Origin of the sequence: Streptomyces sp. SudanB25_2051 (assembly GCF_964272635.1) — a bacterium.
Taxonomy (GTDB): Bacteria; Actinomycetota; Actinomycetes; order Streptomycetales; family Streptomycetaceae; genus Streptomyces.
The window spans coordinates 4,756,237-4,771,005 of sequence record NZ_OZ186787.1 but is presented as its reverse complement, the minus strand read 5'-3'; the positions used below and the strand labels follow the sequence as shown (position 1 = coordinate 4,771,005).

General features: G+C 72.4%; 12 protein-coding genes. 8 read left to right on the top strand and 4 right to left on the bottom strand.

The features are described from left to right. Positions 1-74 precede the first annotated feature (74 nt). The 6 genes from ACSUPT_RS21520 (at position 75) to ACSUPT_RS21495 (ending at position 6,384) form a co-directional block, all read left to right on the top strand. Positions 75-485 carry a DUF742 domain-containing protein gene (locus ACSUPT_RS21520; protein WP_351966376.1) on the top strand — a complete coding sequence of 137 codons (411 nt, stop codon included), beginning with the start codon at positions 75-77 and terminating at the stop codon, positions 483-485. Beyond that, complete coding sequence (locus ACSUPT_RS21515; RefSeq protein WP_290111326.1) at positions 466-1,056, top strand: GTP-binding protein; 591 nt, start codon at positions 466-468, stop codon at positions 1,054-1,056. The genes ACSUPT_RS21520 and ACSUPT_RS21515 overlap by 20 nt, the downstream gene beginning before the upstream one ends. 400 nt (positions 1,057-1,456) lie before the next feature. Then, positions 1,457-4,750: a nitrate- and nitrite sensing domain-containing protein gene (locus ACSUPT_RS21510; RefSeq protein ID WP_436945307.1), complete on the top strand. Its 3,294-nt coding sequence runs from the start codon at positions 1,457-1,459 to the stop codon at positions 4,748-4,750. 10 nt (positions 4,751-4,760) lie between these two features. After that, a complete protein-coding gene (locus tag ACSUPT_RS21505) occupies positions 4,761-5,174 on the top strand; it encodes a roadblock/LC7 domain-containing protein (protein WP_351968490.1) in 414 nt (137 codons plus the stop codon). A 96-nt stretch (positions 5,175-5,270) separates the two neighbouring features. Continuing rightward, positions 5,271-5,822 (top strand): DUF742 domain-containing protein, encoded by a 552-nt coding sequence (locus ACSUPT_RS21500; RefSeq protein WP_351968488.1) that lies wholly within the window; start codon positions 5,271-5,273, stop codon positions 5,820-5,822. Next, on the top strand, positions 5,803-6,384 hold the full coding sequence (locus ACSUPT_RS21495) for a GTP-binding protein (RefSeq protein ID WP_069978110.1): 582 nt from the start codon (positions 5,803-5,805) through the stop codon (positions 6,382-6,384). Before ACSUPT_RS21500 ends, ACSUPT_RS21495 begins: the two co-directional genes overlap by 20 nt. Positions 6,385-6,598: 214 nt before the next feature. Here ACSUPT_RS21495 and ACSUPT_RS21490 read toward each other — a convergent pair whose 3' ends face one another. The 3 genes from ACSUPT_RS21490 to ACSUPT_RS21480 form a co-directional block, all read right to left on the bottom strand. Beyond that, positions 6,599-6,808 carry an acyl-CoA carboxylase epsilon subunit gene (locus ACSUPT_RS21490; RefSeq protein WP_351966747.1) on the bottom strand — a complete coding sequence of 70 codons (210 nt, stop codon included), beginning with the start codon at positions 6,806-6,808 and terminating at the stop codon, positions 6,599-6,601. A gap of 15 nt (positions 6,809-6,823) precedes the next feature. Continuing rightward, positions 6,824-8,407, bottom strand: coding sequence for an acyl-CoA carboxylase subunit beta (locus ACSUPT_RS21485; RefSeq protein WP_351966748.1), 1,584 nt, complete (start codon positions 8,405-8,407; stop codon positions 6,824-6,826). A 175-nt stretch (positions 8,408-8,582) separates the two neighbouring features. Beyond that, positions 8,583-11,096, bottom strand: a complete 2,514-nt coding sequence (locus tag ACSUPT_RS21480) for a polysaccharide lyase 8 family protein (RefSeq protein ID WP_436946247.1) — start codon at positions 11,094-11,096, stop codon at positions 8,583-8,585. A 149-nt stretch (positions 11,097-11,245) separates the two neighbouring features. On the opposite strand from ACSUPT_RS21480, the gene ACSUPT_RS21475 reads away from it, so the two are divergent. Both ACSUPT_RS21475 and ACSUPT_RS21470 read left to right on the top strand, forming a co-directional pair. Then, positions 11,246-11,860 (top strand): YceI family protein, encoded by a 615-nt coding sequence (locus tag ACSUPT_RS21475; RefSeq protein ID WP_351966750.1) that lies wholly within the window; start codon positions 11,246-11,248, stop codon positions 11,858-11,860. Positions 11,861-12,132: 272 nt separating this feature from the next. Beyond that, the gene (locus ACSUPT_RS21470; RefSeq protein WP_436945306.1) at positions 12,133-13,290 is read left to right on the top strand and encodes an acyltransferase family protein; all 1,158 of its coding nucleotides are present in this window, start codon (positions 12,133-12,135) and stop codon (positions 13,288-13,290) included. A gap of 126 nt (positions 13,291-13,416) precedes the next feature. Here the strand turns inward: ACSUPT_RS21470 and ACSUPT_RS21465 are convergent, their stop codons facing one another. Continuing rightward, positions 13,417-14,766 carry a hypothetical protein gene (locus ACSUPT_RS21465; protein WP_361658656.1) on the bottom strand — a complete coding sequence of 450 codons (1,350 nt, stop codon included), beginning with the start codon at positions 14,764-14,766 and terminating at the stop codon, positions 13,417-13,419. Between the last annotated feature and the right edge of the window lie 3 nt (positions 14,767-14,769).

Below are 14,769 nucleotides of genomic sequence, written 5' to 3'. Positions count from 1 at the left end.
GGCCGCCCCACCCGGCCCCCCACCGGCCCAGTCAGACGGCACGCAGACCACCTGCTGTCACGACCGGAGGATTCATGACCCCGCCCCCCGCCTCTCACGATCCGTACGGCGCGTCGCTCGACGACGCCTCGTACGGGTATGAAGGCGATCAGCCGCTGGTCCGTCCGTACGCCATGACGGGCGGCCGGACGCGACCCCGGTACCAGCTCGCCATCGAGGCGCTGGTGTCGACCACGGCCGACCCGGCGCACCTCGCCGGGCTGCTCCCCGAGCACCAGCGGATCTGCCACCTGTGCCGTGAGGTGAAGTCCGTGGCCGAGGTGTCGGCGCTGCTGTCGATGCCGCTCGGGGTGGCGCGGATTCTCGTCGCCGACCTGGCGGAGGCGGGCATGGTGGCGATCCACCAGCCAGGAAACGGAGAGGCCGGCGGCACGCCGGATGTGACGCTGCTCGAAAGGGTGCTCAGTGGACTTCGCAAGCTCTAGCGGCGGTGCGGCCGCCGGAGGACGGTCGACTACCAGCGCGAAGATCGTGGTGGCGGGCGGCTTCGGCGTGGGCAAGACCACGTTCGTCGGCGCCGTCTCGGAGATCAACCCGCTGCGTACCGAGGCCGTCATGACGTCCGCGTCCGCGGGCATCGACGACCTCACCCACACCGGCGACAAGACGACGACGACCGTCGCCATGGACTTCGGCCGGATCACCCTGGACCAGGACCTGATCCTCTACCTGTTCGGCACCCCCGGACAGGACCGCTTCTGGTTCATGTGGGACGACCTCGTACGCGGCGCCATCGGAGCCGTCGTACTCGTCGACACCCGACGCCTCGCCGACTGCTTCCCCGCGGTCGACTACTTCGAGAACAGCGGCCTCCCCTTCGTCATCGCCCTCAACGGCTTCGACGGACACCAGCCCTACACCCCCGACGAAGTACGCGAAGCACTCCAGATCGGCCCCGACACCCCCATCATCACCACCGACGCCCGCCACCGCGCCGACGCCAAGAGCGCACTCATCACCCTCGTCGAACACGCCCTCATGGCGCGGTTGAAGTAGGGCCGGGCGCCCCTCCCGCGGCGGACTCCCGGTCCGCCGCGCGAAGTCGATCAACAAGTGGACGAAGAAGTACGGCAGTTGCCGTAAGGATCCGGTGAGCGGGCTGTGTCGTCTGACACGGCCCGCCCGGACGTTCATAACGTTTCGACAGAGAATTGCGACCCTTCGGACACGACACGCATCCGATCGGTGTCACTGTGCTCACCTGAGCCCCACTTTTTGGCGGGTCCTGCTCTTTATGCCCGTTTTATCTGTCGTGCGCGTCCTCGGGAATCGCCCGATCGGGCTGTTTGGAACGCGGCCGCTTTACGTGCTGCAATGCACGAACTCCTGAGTAGTACGGCTCTGAAGCAGAAGAACGGCACATCGTAGGTGCCGACGCCGAGAGGTTGTTGGTCGAGTGAGGCGAAGCACGAATAGCGCCGCGGAGCAGCAGGCGCGGGGGAACTTCACCCCGCCCGCGCGCAACGAGGCGCCGCCTGCGGATGCGCCCGTAACGCCCCCGGCCGGTTCCGCCGCCGGCGGGAACCCCAGCCGGTTCTCCCCGCGCCACTGGCACGTCGCGACGCGTCTGAACGCGATCCTGCTGCTGCCGGTGCTGATCGGCCTGATCATGGGCGGCTTCCAGGTGAAGACGTCCGTCGACACCTGGCAGGAGGCGCGCGACGCGGAGAAGACCGCGCGCGTCGTCCAGGCCGCGTCCGACTACGGCCAGGCCCTGCTCAACGAGCGCGACCTCACCGCGGAGCCGCTGCTCACCGCGAACAGCGACTCCGACCGCCAGGTCGGCGTCGTCACCGACGCGTACGCCGCCACGGACGCCGCGAAGGCGAAGTTCGACGAGGCCGTCAAGGACATGCCCGCGGGGCAGGGCCTCGAACGCCGCCTCACGCTGTTCCGCAAGGAGGAGCCGCAGCTCCAGGAGCTGCGGAAGGCCGCCTACACCAAGCTTCTGGACCCGGTGAAGACCGAAGAGGGCTACACCAAGGTCCAGCACGTGCTCATGGAGTTCTCCAACGAACTCGGCCTGGGCACCGGCAACGTCACCAGCTTCGGCCGCACGGTCTACGCCATCCAGCTGTCCAAGGCGGCCGCGTCGCTCCAGCGCTCGATCGGCATGCACCTGCTGCTGCGTCCGAGCAAGGACGACGAGGTCTTCAAGGCGCAGTCGAAGGCGTTCAACTCGTACAAGTACCTGGAGAACATCGCCATCGGCGAGTTCGTCTCCGGCGGTACGCAGGAGGACGTCGACCGGCTCACCGAGGTGATGACCCGCAAGGCCCAGGACGGCGCCAGGGAGTTCGCCGCCGCGGGCGTGCAGCCGCCCGTCGCGGAGACCGCCACGGGTGAGAAGTCCGTCTTCGAGGGCATGACCAAGGAGATCGGCGAGGCCGAGGACGCCGACGAGATCAAGGCCCTCGTCAAGCGCAAGCAGAACGGCGTCACCCCCGAGACCTGGATGGCCGTCTCCACGGCCAAGTTCGACGGCTACACCGAGGTCGAGAAGGAGCTGCTGACCCAGGCGCTCAACGAGGCGACCGAGATCGCCGACGACGCCCGGACCGACGCCTTCGTCAACGGCGGCATCGTCGTGGTCGCCCTGCTTGCCGCCTTCATCCTGGCCGGCCTCATGGCGCGCCAGATGAGCCGCTCCATGCGCCGGCTGCGCCACGCCGCGCTCGGTGTCGCCGAGCAGCGCCTGCCGATGCTGGTCGACCAGCTCTCGCGCACCGAGCCGGGCAAGGTCGACACCCGTGTCGAGCCGATCCCGATCGACACGCAGGACGAGATCGGCGAGGTCGCCCGCGCCTTCGACCAGGTCCACCGCGAGGCCGTCCGGCTCGCCGCCGAGCAGGCCCTGCTGCGGGGCAACGTCAACGCGATCTTCACCAACCTGTCGCGGCGCAACCAGTCCCTGATCGAGGGCCAGCTGACCCTGATCACGGAGCTGGAGAACAACGAGGCCGACCCGGACCAGCTGGAGAACCTCTTCAAGCTGGACCACCTGGCCACGCGTATGCGCCGCAACGGCGAGAACCTCCTGATCCTCGCCGGCGAGGAGCCGGGCCGCCGCTGGGACCAGCCGGTCCCGCTGGTGGACGTCATGCGCGCCGCCACCTCCGAGGTGGAGCAGTACGAGCGCATCGAGCTGTCCGGCGTGCCGGACGCCGAGATCCACGGCCAGGCCGTGACCGACCTCGTGCACCTGCTCGCCGAGCTGCTGGAGAACGCCACCACCTTCTCGTCGCCGCAGACCAAGGTGCGGGTGACCGCGACGCGTCTGCCCGACGGCCGGGTGATGGTCGAGATCCACGACAAGGGCATCGGCCTCACCGCCGAGGACTTCGCCGACATCAACCACAAGCTGGCCAACCCGCCGACCGTGGACGTCGCGATCTCCCAGCGCATGGGCCTGTTCGTGGTCGGCCGCCTCGCCGACCGGCACGGCATCCGCGTCCAACTGCGCCCCTCGGGCGAGCAGGCCGGTACGACGTCGCTGGTCATGCTGCCCGACGCGATCACCCACGGTGGCGGTGGCGAGCCGCTGCAGGAGGACTTCACGGTCTCCCAGATCATCCCGGAGCAGAAGGCGTTCGAGCCGGCGCCGCTGCGGACCGCCGCGGAGCTGGGCTTCGACGACTCCCGGTACGAGCAGCAGCAGGACGGCCCCGCGCTGGACTCGCTGGGCCGTTCCCGGATGCGCGAGGAGCGCCGTGCCGCGCTCGGCGCGCAGCTGCAGGGCGGTCCGTCGCAGGGCGAGCAGGACCAGGAGCGGTACGAGGGCGGCTACGAGGCCCCGTACGAGCGGCAGGACGCCCAGGGCGGCTACGAGCAGGGCGGCTACGAGCCGCAGCCCGGCTACGGCGGTTTCCAGCCGCAGGAGGGCTACCAGGGCGACGGCGCGGGCTACCGCGACGGCGACGGCTACCAGAGCGGCGGCTACCAGGGCGGCGACTATGAGCGGAACGGGTACGGAAACGGCGGCGACTATGCCACCGGCGAGTACCCCGGTCCCGCGTATGCGGAAGGAGGCATGCCGGGTGGCGACACCCAGCAGCCCTCCTACGACAACCAGTTCGACGCCCAGCCCGACCAGGGCGGGTGGCCGGCGCAGAACACGTACCAGGGCGGTTACGACGGCGGCTACGCCGGCGAATCGGAATCTTCGCCCGGCGCTCCCGCGAACGAGCGGGACCGCGTAGGCTTCGACCGTCCGGGTTCCGTGCCGGACGCCGACCACCAGCTGACAGACGCGGGTCTGCCGCGCCGTGGCAGCCAGCGGGAGGCGGAGCGGCCGAGCCTGAACCGGGACCACCAGCAGGACTCTCCGGACCAGCACGCCCAGCAGGTCCGGCAGGCTCCGCAGAGCGACACCGGCTCGACCGATGACTGGCGTTCGGCCAACGACGAACGCTGGCAGCGGGCCGGGAAGCTCAAGGAGCCGAAGGCCGGCGGGGTCACGGCTTCCGGGCTGCCCCGACGGGTTCCCAAGGCGAACCTGATCGAGGGAACCGCGGAACAGACCCCGCAGGGCGGCCCACAGGTCTCCCGCGCCCCCGAGGACGTCCGCGGCAGGTTGAGCAACCTGCGGCGGGGTGTCCAGCAGGGGCGCAGCGCGGGAACGGACATGAACGGATCGGCCACTTACGATCAGCACAGTGGCCCGGGTAGTACCTACAACCAGGAGCGTTAGTGTGAGCCCGATGAGCCAGGCGGCGCAGAATCTGAACTGGTTGATCACCAATTTCGTGGACAACACCCCCGGGGTGTCGCACACGGTGGTGGTCTCCGCCGACGGACTCCTGCTGGCGATGTCCGAGGGTTTCCCGCGTGACCGTGCCGACCAGCTGGCCGCCGTAGCGTCCGGTCTGACCTCGCTGACCGCGGGCGCGTCCCGCATCTTCGAGGGCGGGCTGGTCAACCAGACCGTGGTGGAGATGGAGCGCGGCTTCCTCTTCATCATGTCCATCTCGGACGGCTCCTCGCTGGCCGTCCTCGCCCACCCCGACGCCGACATCGGCCTCGTGGGCTACGAGATGGCGCTTCTCGTGGACCGCGCGGGCACCGTCCTCACCCCGGACCTCCGCGCGGAACTGCAAGGCAGTCTTCTCAACTAGCAGAACGACCGTGCGTTTCTCGCCACCGCGCCTTAAGGTGCGGTGGCGCGGCTCCACAGGGACATGGACCGGCGAACGGCAGTCGGAGGAGGAAAAGTGGCTACACCCCCGGGCGGACACCACCCGTACGAAGGTGCTCACCAGGTGCAGGGTGGCAACGCCCAGAACCACTACGACTTCCCGATGGCGCCAGGCGGGCAGGGCGGCTACCAGCAGCCCTACCAGCAGCCGCAGATGCCGCGCAGCCAGCCTGCGCAGCATCAGCGCCGCCGTCCCGAGCCGGCCGCGGGCGCGGGTGGGGGTGCCCACAACCCGCTGGTCCGTCCGTACGCCATGACGGGCGGCCGGACGCGACCCCGGTACCAGCTCGCCATCGAGGCGCTGGTGTCGACCACGGCCGATCCGTCGCGGCTGCACGGGCAGTTGCCCGAGCACCAGCGGATCTGCCGGCTGTGCTTCGAGATCAAGTCGGTGGCCGAGATCTCGGCACTGCTCTCCATCCCCCTCGGCGTTGCCCGGATTCTCGTCGCCGACCTGGCCGAGGCCGGACTTGTCGCCATTCACCAGCCCGGCGGCGACGAGGCCGCCGGCGGCCAGCCAGACGTGACACTGCTCGAAAGGGTGCTCAGTGGACTTCGCAAGCTCTAGCGGCGGTGCGGCCCGCTCAACCACCAGCGCGAAGATCGTGGTGGCGGGCGGCTTCGGCGTGGGCAAGACCACGTTCGTCGGCGCCGTCTCGGAGATCAACCCGCTGCGTACCGAGGCCGTCATGACGTCCGCGTCCGCGGGCATCGACGACCTCACCCACACCGGCGACAAGACGACGACGACCGTCGCCATGGACTTCGGCCGGATCACCCTGGACCAGGACCTGATCCTCTACCTGTTCGGCACCCCCGGACAGGACCGCTTCTGGTTCATGTGGGACGACCTCGTACGCGGCGCCATCGGAGCCGTCGTACTCGTCGACACCCGACGCCTCGCCGACTGCTTCCCCGCGGTCGACTACTTCGAGAACAGCGGCCTCCCCTTCGTCATCGCCCTCAACGGCTTCGACGGACACCAGCCCTACACCCCCGACGAAGTACGCGAAGCACTCCAGATCGGCCCCGACACCCCCATCATCACCACCGACGCCCGCCACCGCGCCGACGCCAAGAGCGCACTCATCACCCTCGTCGAACACGCCCTCATGGCGCGACTGCGGTAAGACGCGGGACGTCCCCCCGCGCGCCGCGCTCCGGCAGGCCCGCCGCACCGTCACCGGTGCGGCGGGCCTTCGCCGTTGGCGTGAATTCGCCGTCCGGGGGCATGCCGGAGCATGCCGAAGGGCCCCGCACTCGGGAACGAGTGCGGGGCCCTTCGGCATGCTCGGCGGCCCGTGTGGCCGTGTGGCCGGGCGTGGCCGGTGTGGCCGGGTGCGGTCAGCGCTGCCAGGAGTGGGCGGCGCGGAAGCCGGACTGGCGCTCCAGACGGCGCCAGCCGACCGTGGAGCGGGGGCGGTGCGCCGGGGCGGCGGCGGGGCGGGCGTTGGCGCGGGCCAGGAGGACCGCGGTGAGCGCGGCGAGCTCCTCGGGCGCGGCATGGCCCTTCTCGACGCGCAGGAGGGAGGGGTCGGCCAGGGGCGTGGTCACGTGTGTGGGCTCCTCTTACTGCGGCGGGTTGCCGTGCTTGCGGGACGGCAGGTCGGCGTGCTTGGTGCGGAGCATCGCGAGCGAGGTGATGAGGACCTCGCGGGTCTCGGCCGGGTCGATGACGTCGTCGACGAGGCCGCGCTCGGCGGCGTAGTACGGGTGCATCAGCTCGGCCTTGTACTCCTTGACCATGCGGGCGCGCATGGCCTCGGGGTCCTCGGCGTCGGCGATCTGGCGGCGGAAGATGACGTTCGCGGCGCCCTCGGCGCCCATGACGGCGATCTCGTTCGTCGGCCAGGCGTAGGTGAGGTCGGCGCCGATGGACTGGGAGTCCATGACGATGTACGCGCCGCCGTACGCCTTGCGCAGGATGAGCGAGATGCGCGGGACGGTGGCGTTGCAGTACGCGTACAGCAGCTTCGCGCCGTGGCGGATGATGCCGCCGTGCTCCTGGTCGACGCCGGGCAGGAAGCCGGGCACGTCGAGGAACGTGAGGATCGGGATGTTGAACGCGTCGCACATCTGGACGAAGCGGGCGGCCTTCTCGGACGCCTCGATGTCCAGGACCCCGGCGAGGGTCTGCGGCTGGTTGGCGACGATGCCGACGACCTGGCCGTCGAGGCGGGCGAGGGCGCAGATGATGTTGCGCGCCCAGCGCTCGTGGATCTCCAGGTAGTCGCCGTCGTCGACGATCTCCTCGATCACCTTGTGCATGTCGTACGGGCGGTTGCCGTCGGCGGGCACGAGGTCCAGCAGGACGTCGCCGCGCCGGTCGGCGGGGTCGTCGCTGGGGTGGACCGGCGGGTTCTCGCGGTTGTTGGAGGGCAGCATCGACAGGAGGTAGCGGACCTCCGCGATGCAGGTCTCCTCGTCGTCGTACGCGAAGTGCGCGACGCCGGAGGTCTCCGCGTGGACGTCGGCGCCGCCGAGCCCGTTCTGGGTGATCTCCTCGCCGGTGACGGCCTTCACGACGTCGGGGCCGGTGATGAACATCTGCGAGGTGTCGCGGACCATGAAGACGAAGTCCGTGAGGGCGGGGCTGTAGGCCGCGCCGCCGGCGCAGGGGCCGAGCATCACGGAGATCTGCGGGATGACCCCGGACGCCTTCGTGTTGCGCTGGAAGATGCCGCCGTACCCGGCGAGGGCGGAGACGCCCTCCTGGATGCGGGCGCCGGCGCCGTCGTTGAGGGAGACGAGCGGGGCGCCGGCCGCGATGGCCATGTCCATGATCTTGTGGATCTTGGTGGCGTGGGCCTCGCCGAGGGCGCCGCCGAAGATCCGGAAGTCGTGCGCGTAGACGAAGACGGTACGGCCGTCGACGGTGCCCCAGCCGGTGATGACACCGTCGGTGTAGGGCTTCTTGCTCTCCAGGCCGAATCCGGTCGCCCGGTGCCGGCGCAGTTGCTCGACCTCCCGGAACGACCCCTCGTCCAGCAGGAGGTCGATGCGCTCCCGGGCGGTCAGCTTGCCCTTGGCGTGCTGCGCCTCGGTGGCGCGCTCACTCGGGCCGCGCCGGGCCGCCTCGCGCAGGGCGTGCAGCTCGGCCACACGCCCGCGGGCGTCGGCGGGCTCTCCCTGGGTTTCGTCCACAACGGTCATGCACCGACCCTACGGAGCCGACCAAGCAAAACCCGCCGTTGACTCCGTACAGTCTCCGGACTGATCTGCTGTGTGCCTTGAACAGAACCGTCTCGGAGGGCAGGCGAAGTACCAGCTTTTGGCCCTATGTGATTGTGGGGTTCCCATAAGGACCGGGTCTGGCGCCGGGCCCGGTTCAGGGGAGAACCACCTCGCAGCGGTGCGGGGCGCAGAGGGTGCCCGGGGTGATCCGCAGGCGCAGGGCGGGCCGCAGGGAGAGTACCCGGACGGCCGGGTCGTGGGCGATGACGCCGTGGGCGGGGCGGTGCCAGGTGATCTCCAGGGGGCGGCCGGTGCGGGTGGGCTCGGCGATGTGGAGGGTGGCGGTGCGGCGCCTTCGCCGCAGGAGGACGGAGGCGGGGGCGGTGGCGGTGAGGGGCCCGGTGGTGCCGGGGCGCCAGAAGTGGGCGAAGGTGAGGCCGAGGGCGCGCACGCGGACGGCCTGGCGGGCGGCGGTGTTGTCGAGGATCTCCAGCCAGCGCGGATCGGCGGCGCGGGCGGCGACGGTGCGGCGGGCGGCGCCCGGCATCACCAGATAGGCGTACGCCGTGTCGGCGGGGTCGGTGCCGTGGTCGAGCCAGAGGGTCTGGTAGCGGCGGGTGCGGCGCTCGGCGCTGGAGGCGGTGTTGATGTCGCGCCAGGCGCCGGTGCGGTCCTCGCGCAGGGTGCGGAGGGCCGCCGTGCCGTACGGCGGTGCGGGCCGCGGCGGACCGGTCCGGGCGTACGCGCCGGGGGCGGGCGGGTCGTACCCGCCGGGGCGTGACGGGTCGTACGCGCCGGGGGCGGGCGGGTCGTACGCGCCGGGGCCGGGCCTGCCGGGCGGGTGGGGTGCGTCGGGGCCGGCCGGGAAGACCCAGCCGCCGTGGCCCTCCAGGTGCGCCCAGCCGGGTCCCGTGGTGAAGCGGGCGCCGCCGTCCTCGCCGAGGTTCCGGTTGTCCACGACCGTCTCGACGGGGACGCCGTCGGCGCAGGTGATGCCCGCACCCAGGCAGACGACGGCGTCGTCGGTGAAGAACCACGCCTTGCGGGCCTCCAGGGTGGAGCCGAGTCCGCGCAGGTGCTGGCCGACCGCGGCGTACCGGCCGTCCGTCACTCCCCCGACCCAGCGCGCGTCGGGCCGGGGCGCTCCCCACTCGCCGCCCTCCCGGTCGCGCAGGCGGCGGGTCGAGACGGTCGTGCCGGGCAGCCGGTACGGGTCGACGGTGGGCCAGAACCAGTCGGTGTACTGGCCGTCGCCCGCGGTGCCGGGGCCGGGCCCCCACCAGGTGAGCATGCCGGCGCCGGTGTGCCAGCCGCGCGGGTTCTCGCCGTTGCCGCACTCGTAGTGGGCGACGCGGTGCGAGGCCATGGCGACGCAGGCGGCCCAGCCGGGGCGGTGGTGGACGGCGCGGTCCATGGCGGCGAACAGCGTGTGGCCGGCCGGCTCGGGCGCGGCGGGCACGGGCGCGGCGGCGACGGCGTGGAGCCGGGCGAGGTCGGCCACGTCGAAGCGGGGGGAGGTCAGGACGGGGCTGGTCGTGTCGCGGGCGATCCAGCCCTTGAGCAGGCGGTGCCAGCGGTCGCGCCGGTCCGCGGGGACGCTCAGCGAGAGGAGGGCGATCGCGGCGATGACGCCGTGCCCGTGGTAGTGGTCGCCGCGCAGGACGCCCGGTTCGCCGCGCAGGAGGCCGCGGCTGACGGCGCGTCCGCTGACGGCGTCCATCATCAGGCCGTTGCGCAGGAGCGGGGCGTACGCCCGCTCGACCGCGTCCAGGACGGTGTGTCGCGCCGGGTCGGTGACCTCCCAGGGGCTTCCCGCGAGCAGCGCGAAGAGGCGGGCCAGGCCGTCGAGGAGGACCTGGCCGTACGTGCCGGTGTACGGGACCGCGCCGTGCTGGATGAAGCTGCCGTCCTCGTACAGGCCGTCGCCCTCGGTCACGTACGGGAAGACGGGGGACAGCGCGTCGCGGGCGAGGGCCAGTTTGCCGGGGCGGCGGCCGAGGATGCCGCGCAGGGCGACGGAGCGGCACAGGTCGACGCGGTTGGCGCCGGTGGAGGTGCCGGAGTAGTCGCGCAGGGCGCCGTCCGGGACGAAGTGGTCGACGGCGGCGCAGGCGGCCGCGACCCGGTCCGGGGTGAGGTGGTCGTGGAGCGCGGCGACCGTGTCGAGGAGGAGGCGGGGGCTGCCGATACGCCACTCCCACCAGTTGCCGTACGGGGTGGTGGCCGGGTGGTAGACGCGGTCGGCGAGGTGGTCGAGGCCGGCGCGCACGGCGTCGAGGAGCGCGGGGTCCCCGGTGTGGCCGGTGGCGGGCTGGACGTACGCCTGGGCCATGGTCCACAGGCGGCGGTAGGAGCGGGTGATGCCGGCGGGCGGGTCGAAGGGGTCGCCGGGCCAGAGCGAGCGGGCGGTGGGCGCCATGGTGGCCAGGTGGCGGGCGGCGAGCGCGCCGGTCGCGGCGAGGCGGGTGGCGTACGGCTCGGTGGCGGGGTCGTAGTGGCCGGTGCCGAGCTGGAGGGTGAGCCAGCGTCGGCGCAGGGCGTCGTAGTCAGGGTCGTACAGGTCGCGGGTGGTGGCGGCGCGGGCGGGGGCCGGGAGGGCTGCGGTGGTCGCGGTGGTGACGGCGGCGGCGACGAGGGCGCGGCGGGAGCAGTCGGGCACGGGTCGGATTGTGCGGGTCAGAGGGGCCGCCCAGGGCGCAGCCACGCGGAGGGGCAGATCTCTCCACAGAAGTTGTTGAAGATTGAACGGAATAGGTCTACAGTCGAGGTAGTTCAAGCTTCAACGAACGCACGGAACCTCTCACCAAGGAGCACGTCATGGGTCTGTTCAACCGCAACTCCGGCACGAAGACCGCCACCGCCACCGTCCCCGCCCCGGCCGTCGACCCGGCGCTCGCCGCGCTGACCGGCACGTACCAGATCGACGCCGCGCACAGCTCGATCGGCTTCACCGCCCGCCACGCGATGGTGACCAACGTCCGCGGCGCCTTCACCGACTACGAGGGCACTCTCGTGCTGGACGGCTCGGACCCGTCCGCGTCGTCCGCGTCCATCGACGTCCGCATGGCGTCCGTCGACACGGGCAGCGCCGACCGTGACGGGCACCTGCGCGCGGCCGACTTCTTCGACGTCGAGCAGTTCCCGCTCATGACGTTCCGCTCCACCTCGGCCGAGGCGCTGGGCGGCTCGGACTACCGGATCAACGGCGACCTGACCATCAAGGGCGTGACCCGCCCGGTCAGCATCGACCTGGAGTTCAACGGCGCCGCGAAGGACCCGTTCGGCAACGAGCGCGTCGGCTTCGAGGGCAAGGCCGAGATCCTGCGCTCGGACTGGGGCCTGACCTGGAACGCCGCCCTGGAGACCGGCGGCGTGCTGGTCAGCGACAAGATCAAGCTGACGTTCGAGATCTCCGCGATCCGCACGGCGTAAGCACCACCCGCCGCGCCTGCCTGCCGCACCACCCCACAGCGCCCACCCACCGCCGCCCCGGCGGCCGAGGTGGGCGCTGGGCGTTGCGCGTTGCGCGCGTACGCCGCGGACCGGGCGGGCTCGGGCGCTCCCCCGGCGCACCTCGGGCCCCGGGCCGAATTCGCGCACCGCTCCGGCACCCTCCGGAACCCCGGCTGGGCTCGGGCGCTGCTCCGGCACCCCTCCGGGCCCCCGACCGGTCGCCCCCGCTCCCCCGCGCCCATAATCGCGGGATGCCCCGCACCGCCCGCCCCGTACGCCGCCCCGGCCCGGACCTCGCCGCGCGGGACCGCCTGCCGTCCCTGACCGGCCTGCGCTTCTGGGCCGCCCTCGTGGTCGTCCTCTACCACCTGTCGCGCCAGACCGGCACGATCCCGTGGATCAGCGACGCCACCTGGTACGGCCGCAGCGGGGTGACGTTCTTCTTCGTCCTGTCCGGGTTCGTCCTGGCGTGGACGTACGACGGGCAGCGCGTCCCGGCGAAGGTGTTCCTGTGGCGGAGGTTCGCCCGGATCTGGCCGCTGCTCGCCGTGACGACGGCGCTGTCCGTGGCGGCGTATACCGCCCTCGGCACGGACGTGACGCTCCGGTCGGTCGCGGCGACGCTCCTGCTGGTCAACGCCTGGCTGCCGGTCCCGGACCTGCTGCGCGGCGGCAACCCGGCCGCGTGGTCGCTGAGCGACGAGGCGTGGTTCTACCTGTTGTTCCCGCTGCTGACGGCCCTGCCGTGGCTGCGCTCGGCGCGCGGCCGGCTCGGCGTGGCGGTCGCCGCGAGCGCGGGCGGGCTGGCCGTGTGGCTGTGCGGGGCGGTGATCGCGGACCCGGTCGTACGGTCCTGGGCGCTCGGGTACTTCCCGGTGACCCGCACCCTGCAGTTCGCGCTGGGCGTGGCGGCGGGGCTGGCCGTGGCGCGTGGGTGGCGGCCCCGGGTGCCGCTGGGCGCGGCGGTCGCGCTGGTCGTGGCGTGGCACCTGGTGCTGATCCCCTGGTCGAGGGCGGTGCCGGACGCGCTCTGGTACAGCCCGTACCAGGCGTCGCAGCTGCTGTCGGCGCCGCTGTTCGCGCTGCTGGTCGCCGCGGCTGCCGGTGCCGACCTGGAGGGCCGCCGGACGGGGCTGGGCGGCCAGTGGGCGATCCGGCTCGGGCACTGGTCGTTCGCCTGGTACCTGGTCCACGAAATCGTGATCCGCCTCTGGCTGGGCGCGTACGGCCGCCCGGTGGGCCTGGCGGCGACGGCGGGCGTCTGGCTCCTGGTCCTCGCGGCGAGCCTGGCCCTGTCGGCCGCCGCGTACCACGGGGTGGAGCACCCCCTGGAACGCCGTCTGCGCAAGGCGGGCCCGCAGCCCGCGCGCCCGTCCACCGGGCCGAGTACGCGAGGGGCCGCCTCGTGAACGGGAAGTCCGGCGACGTACCGACGGCGTGTTCCGCCGGGACCGCCCGCCGCGCTTCCTGACGGACGCCGAGCGCGAGAGCATCGCGGCCACTGGACAAGACCCCTGGGCCTGAGAGCCGGTAGGTCAGAAGCCGCCGCCGAAGTCGCCGCCTCCGCCACCGCCGCCGAAGTCGCCGAAGCCTCCGCCTCCGCCTCCGAAGTCGCCGCCGAAGTCCGACGCGCTGAAGTCGCCGCCGGAGAAGTCGCCGCCCTCGAAGCCCTCGCCGCCGTATTCGCCCGCGTACGCCGGGGTGGCCAGGGTCGTGCCGAGCATCGTGCCGATCAGCAGGCCCGGCAGGAGCGCGCCGCCGTAGTAGCCGCCCGCCCAGGGGCCGTACGCCGGGCCCGCCTCCCAGTACGGGCGGGGGCCCCACTCCGTGGCCACCTGGCGGGCCGCCGGGTCCTGGCCGGCCTTGATGCGGGACTCGTCCGCCGCGCACACCGGGACCTCGCGGGGCGCGCCGCCGTGCGGGGCCCACGACAGGTCGGTGACGGACGGGCCGTGGCGCGGGTCGAAGAAGCAGGGTGCCCGCCGCTCGGGAAGCGGGCGGCCCTCGCGGCGGGCGGCGAGGACGGCCAGCGCGTGGCGGCCGTCCGCGAGGGCCTCGGTCACGCCCCGGACGTCGTGGGGGTGACGGGCCCCGGCCATCAGCTGCTTCGCCTTGTCGTACGCGTCCAGCGCCCGCTCGTAGTCGCGGCGCTGCGCGTCGTCGGCCGACGGGTCGGCGGGGTGGAAGTCCAGGCGGTCCAGCTCCTCGCCGTACGCCGTGATGTCCTCGTCCACCACCACGCGGAGCTTGTCCAGCGCCTCGCGCTCCTCGGACCGCTTGCGGTTGCGGCTGCGCGCGGTCGTCAGCGCCACGCCGCCCGCCACCGCCGCGAGCAGCACGCCGATGGTGATCAGGCCGCCGGCCGGTACGCCGTCGCCCGGTACGCCCTCCCAGGAGGACGGCGCCGAGCCGCGCAGCTGCGGCAGCGCCTGGTCGACGAAGGCGTTCAGCTCCGTCGCCGCGTCGACGCCCGGCTGGTGGACGGCCGAGACCAGGTTGTCCACCGCGCGCGGGGACATGACCGCCCGGTCGGCGCCCGCGTCGAAGGCGTCGCCGAGCCGGACCGCGTACACCCCGGTCACACCGGTCAGGGTGCGCAGGTCGCGCAGGAGCGTCTCCTCCGGGAACTCCGCCGTGTCCGGCAGGACGGCCACCATCAGCGGCTTGTCCGCGTCCAGGATCTTGCGCTCCAGCGCCTCCGCCTCCCCCGTCGGCAGCTCGCCGGCCGCCGCGGGGTGCACGTACACGGGGCCCTGGCGCAGCGCCTCGGCCGCCTCGCGCACCCCGTCGGACGCCTTCGCGGACGCACCGGGGGCCAGAGCCAGGAGGACCGCCAGTGCCAGGCCCACCACGACTGCCAGGAAAGAGAGGGGATTCCTCCTCATATC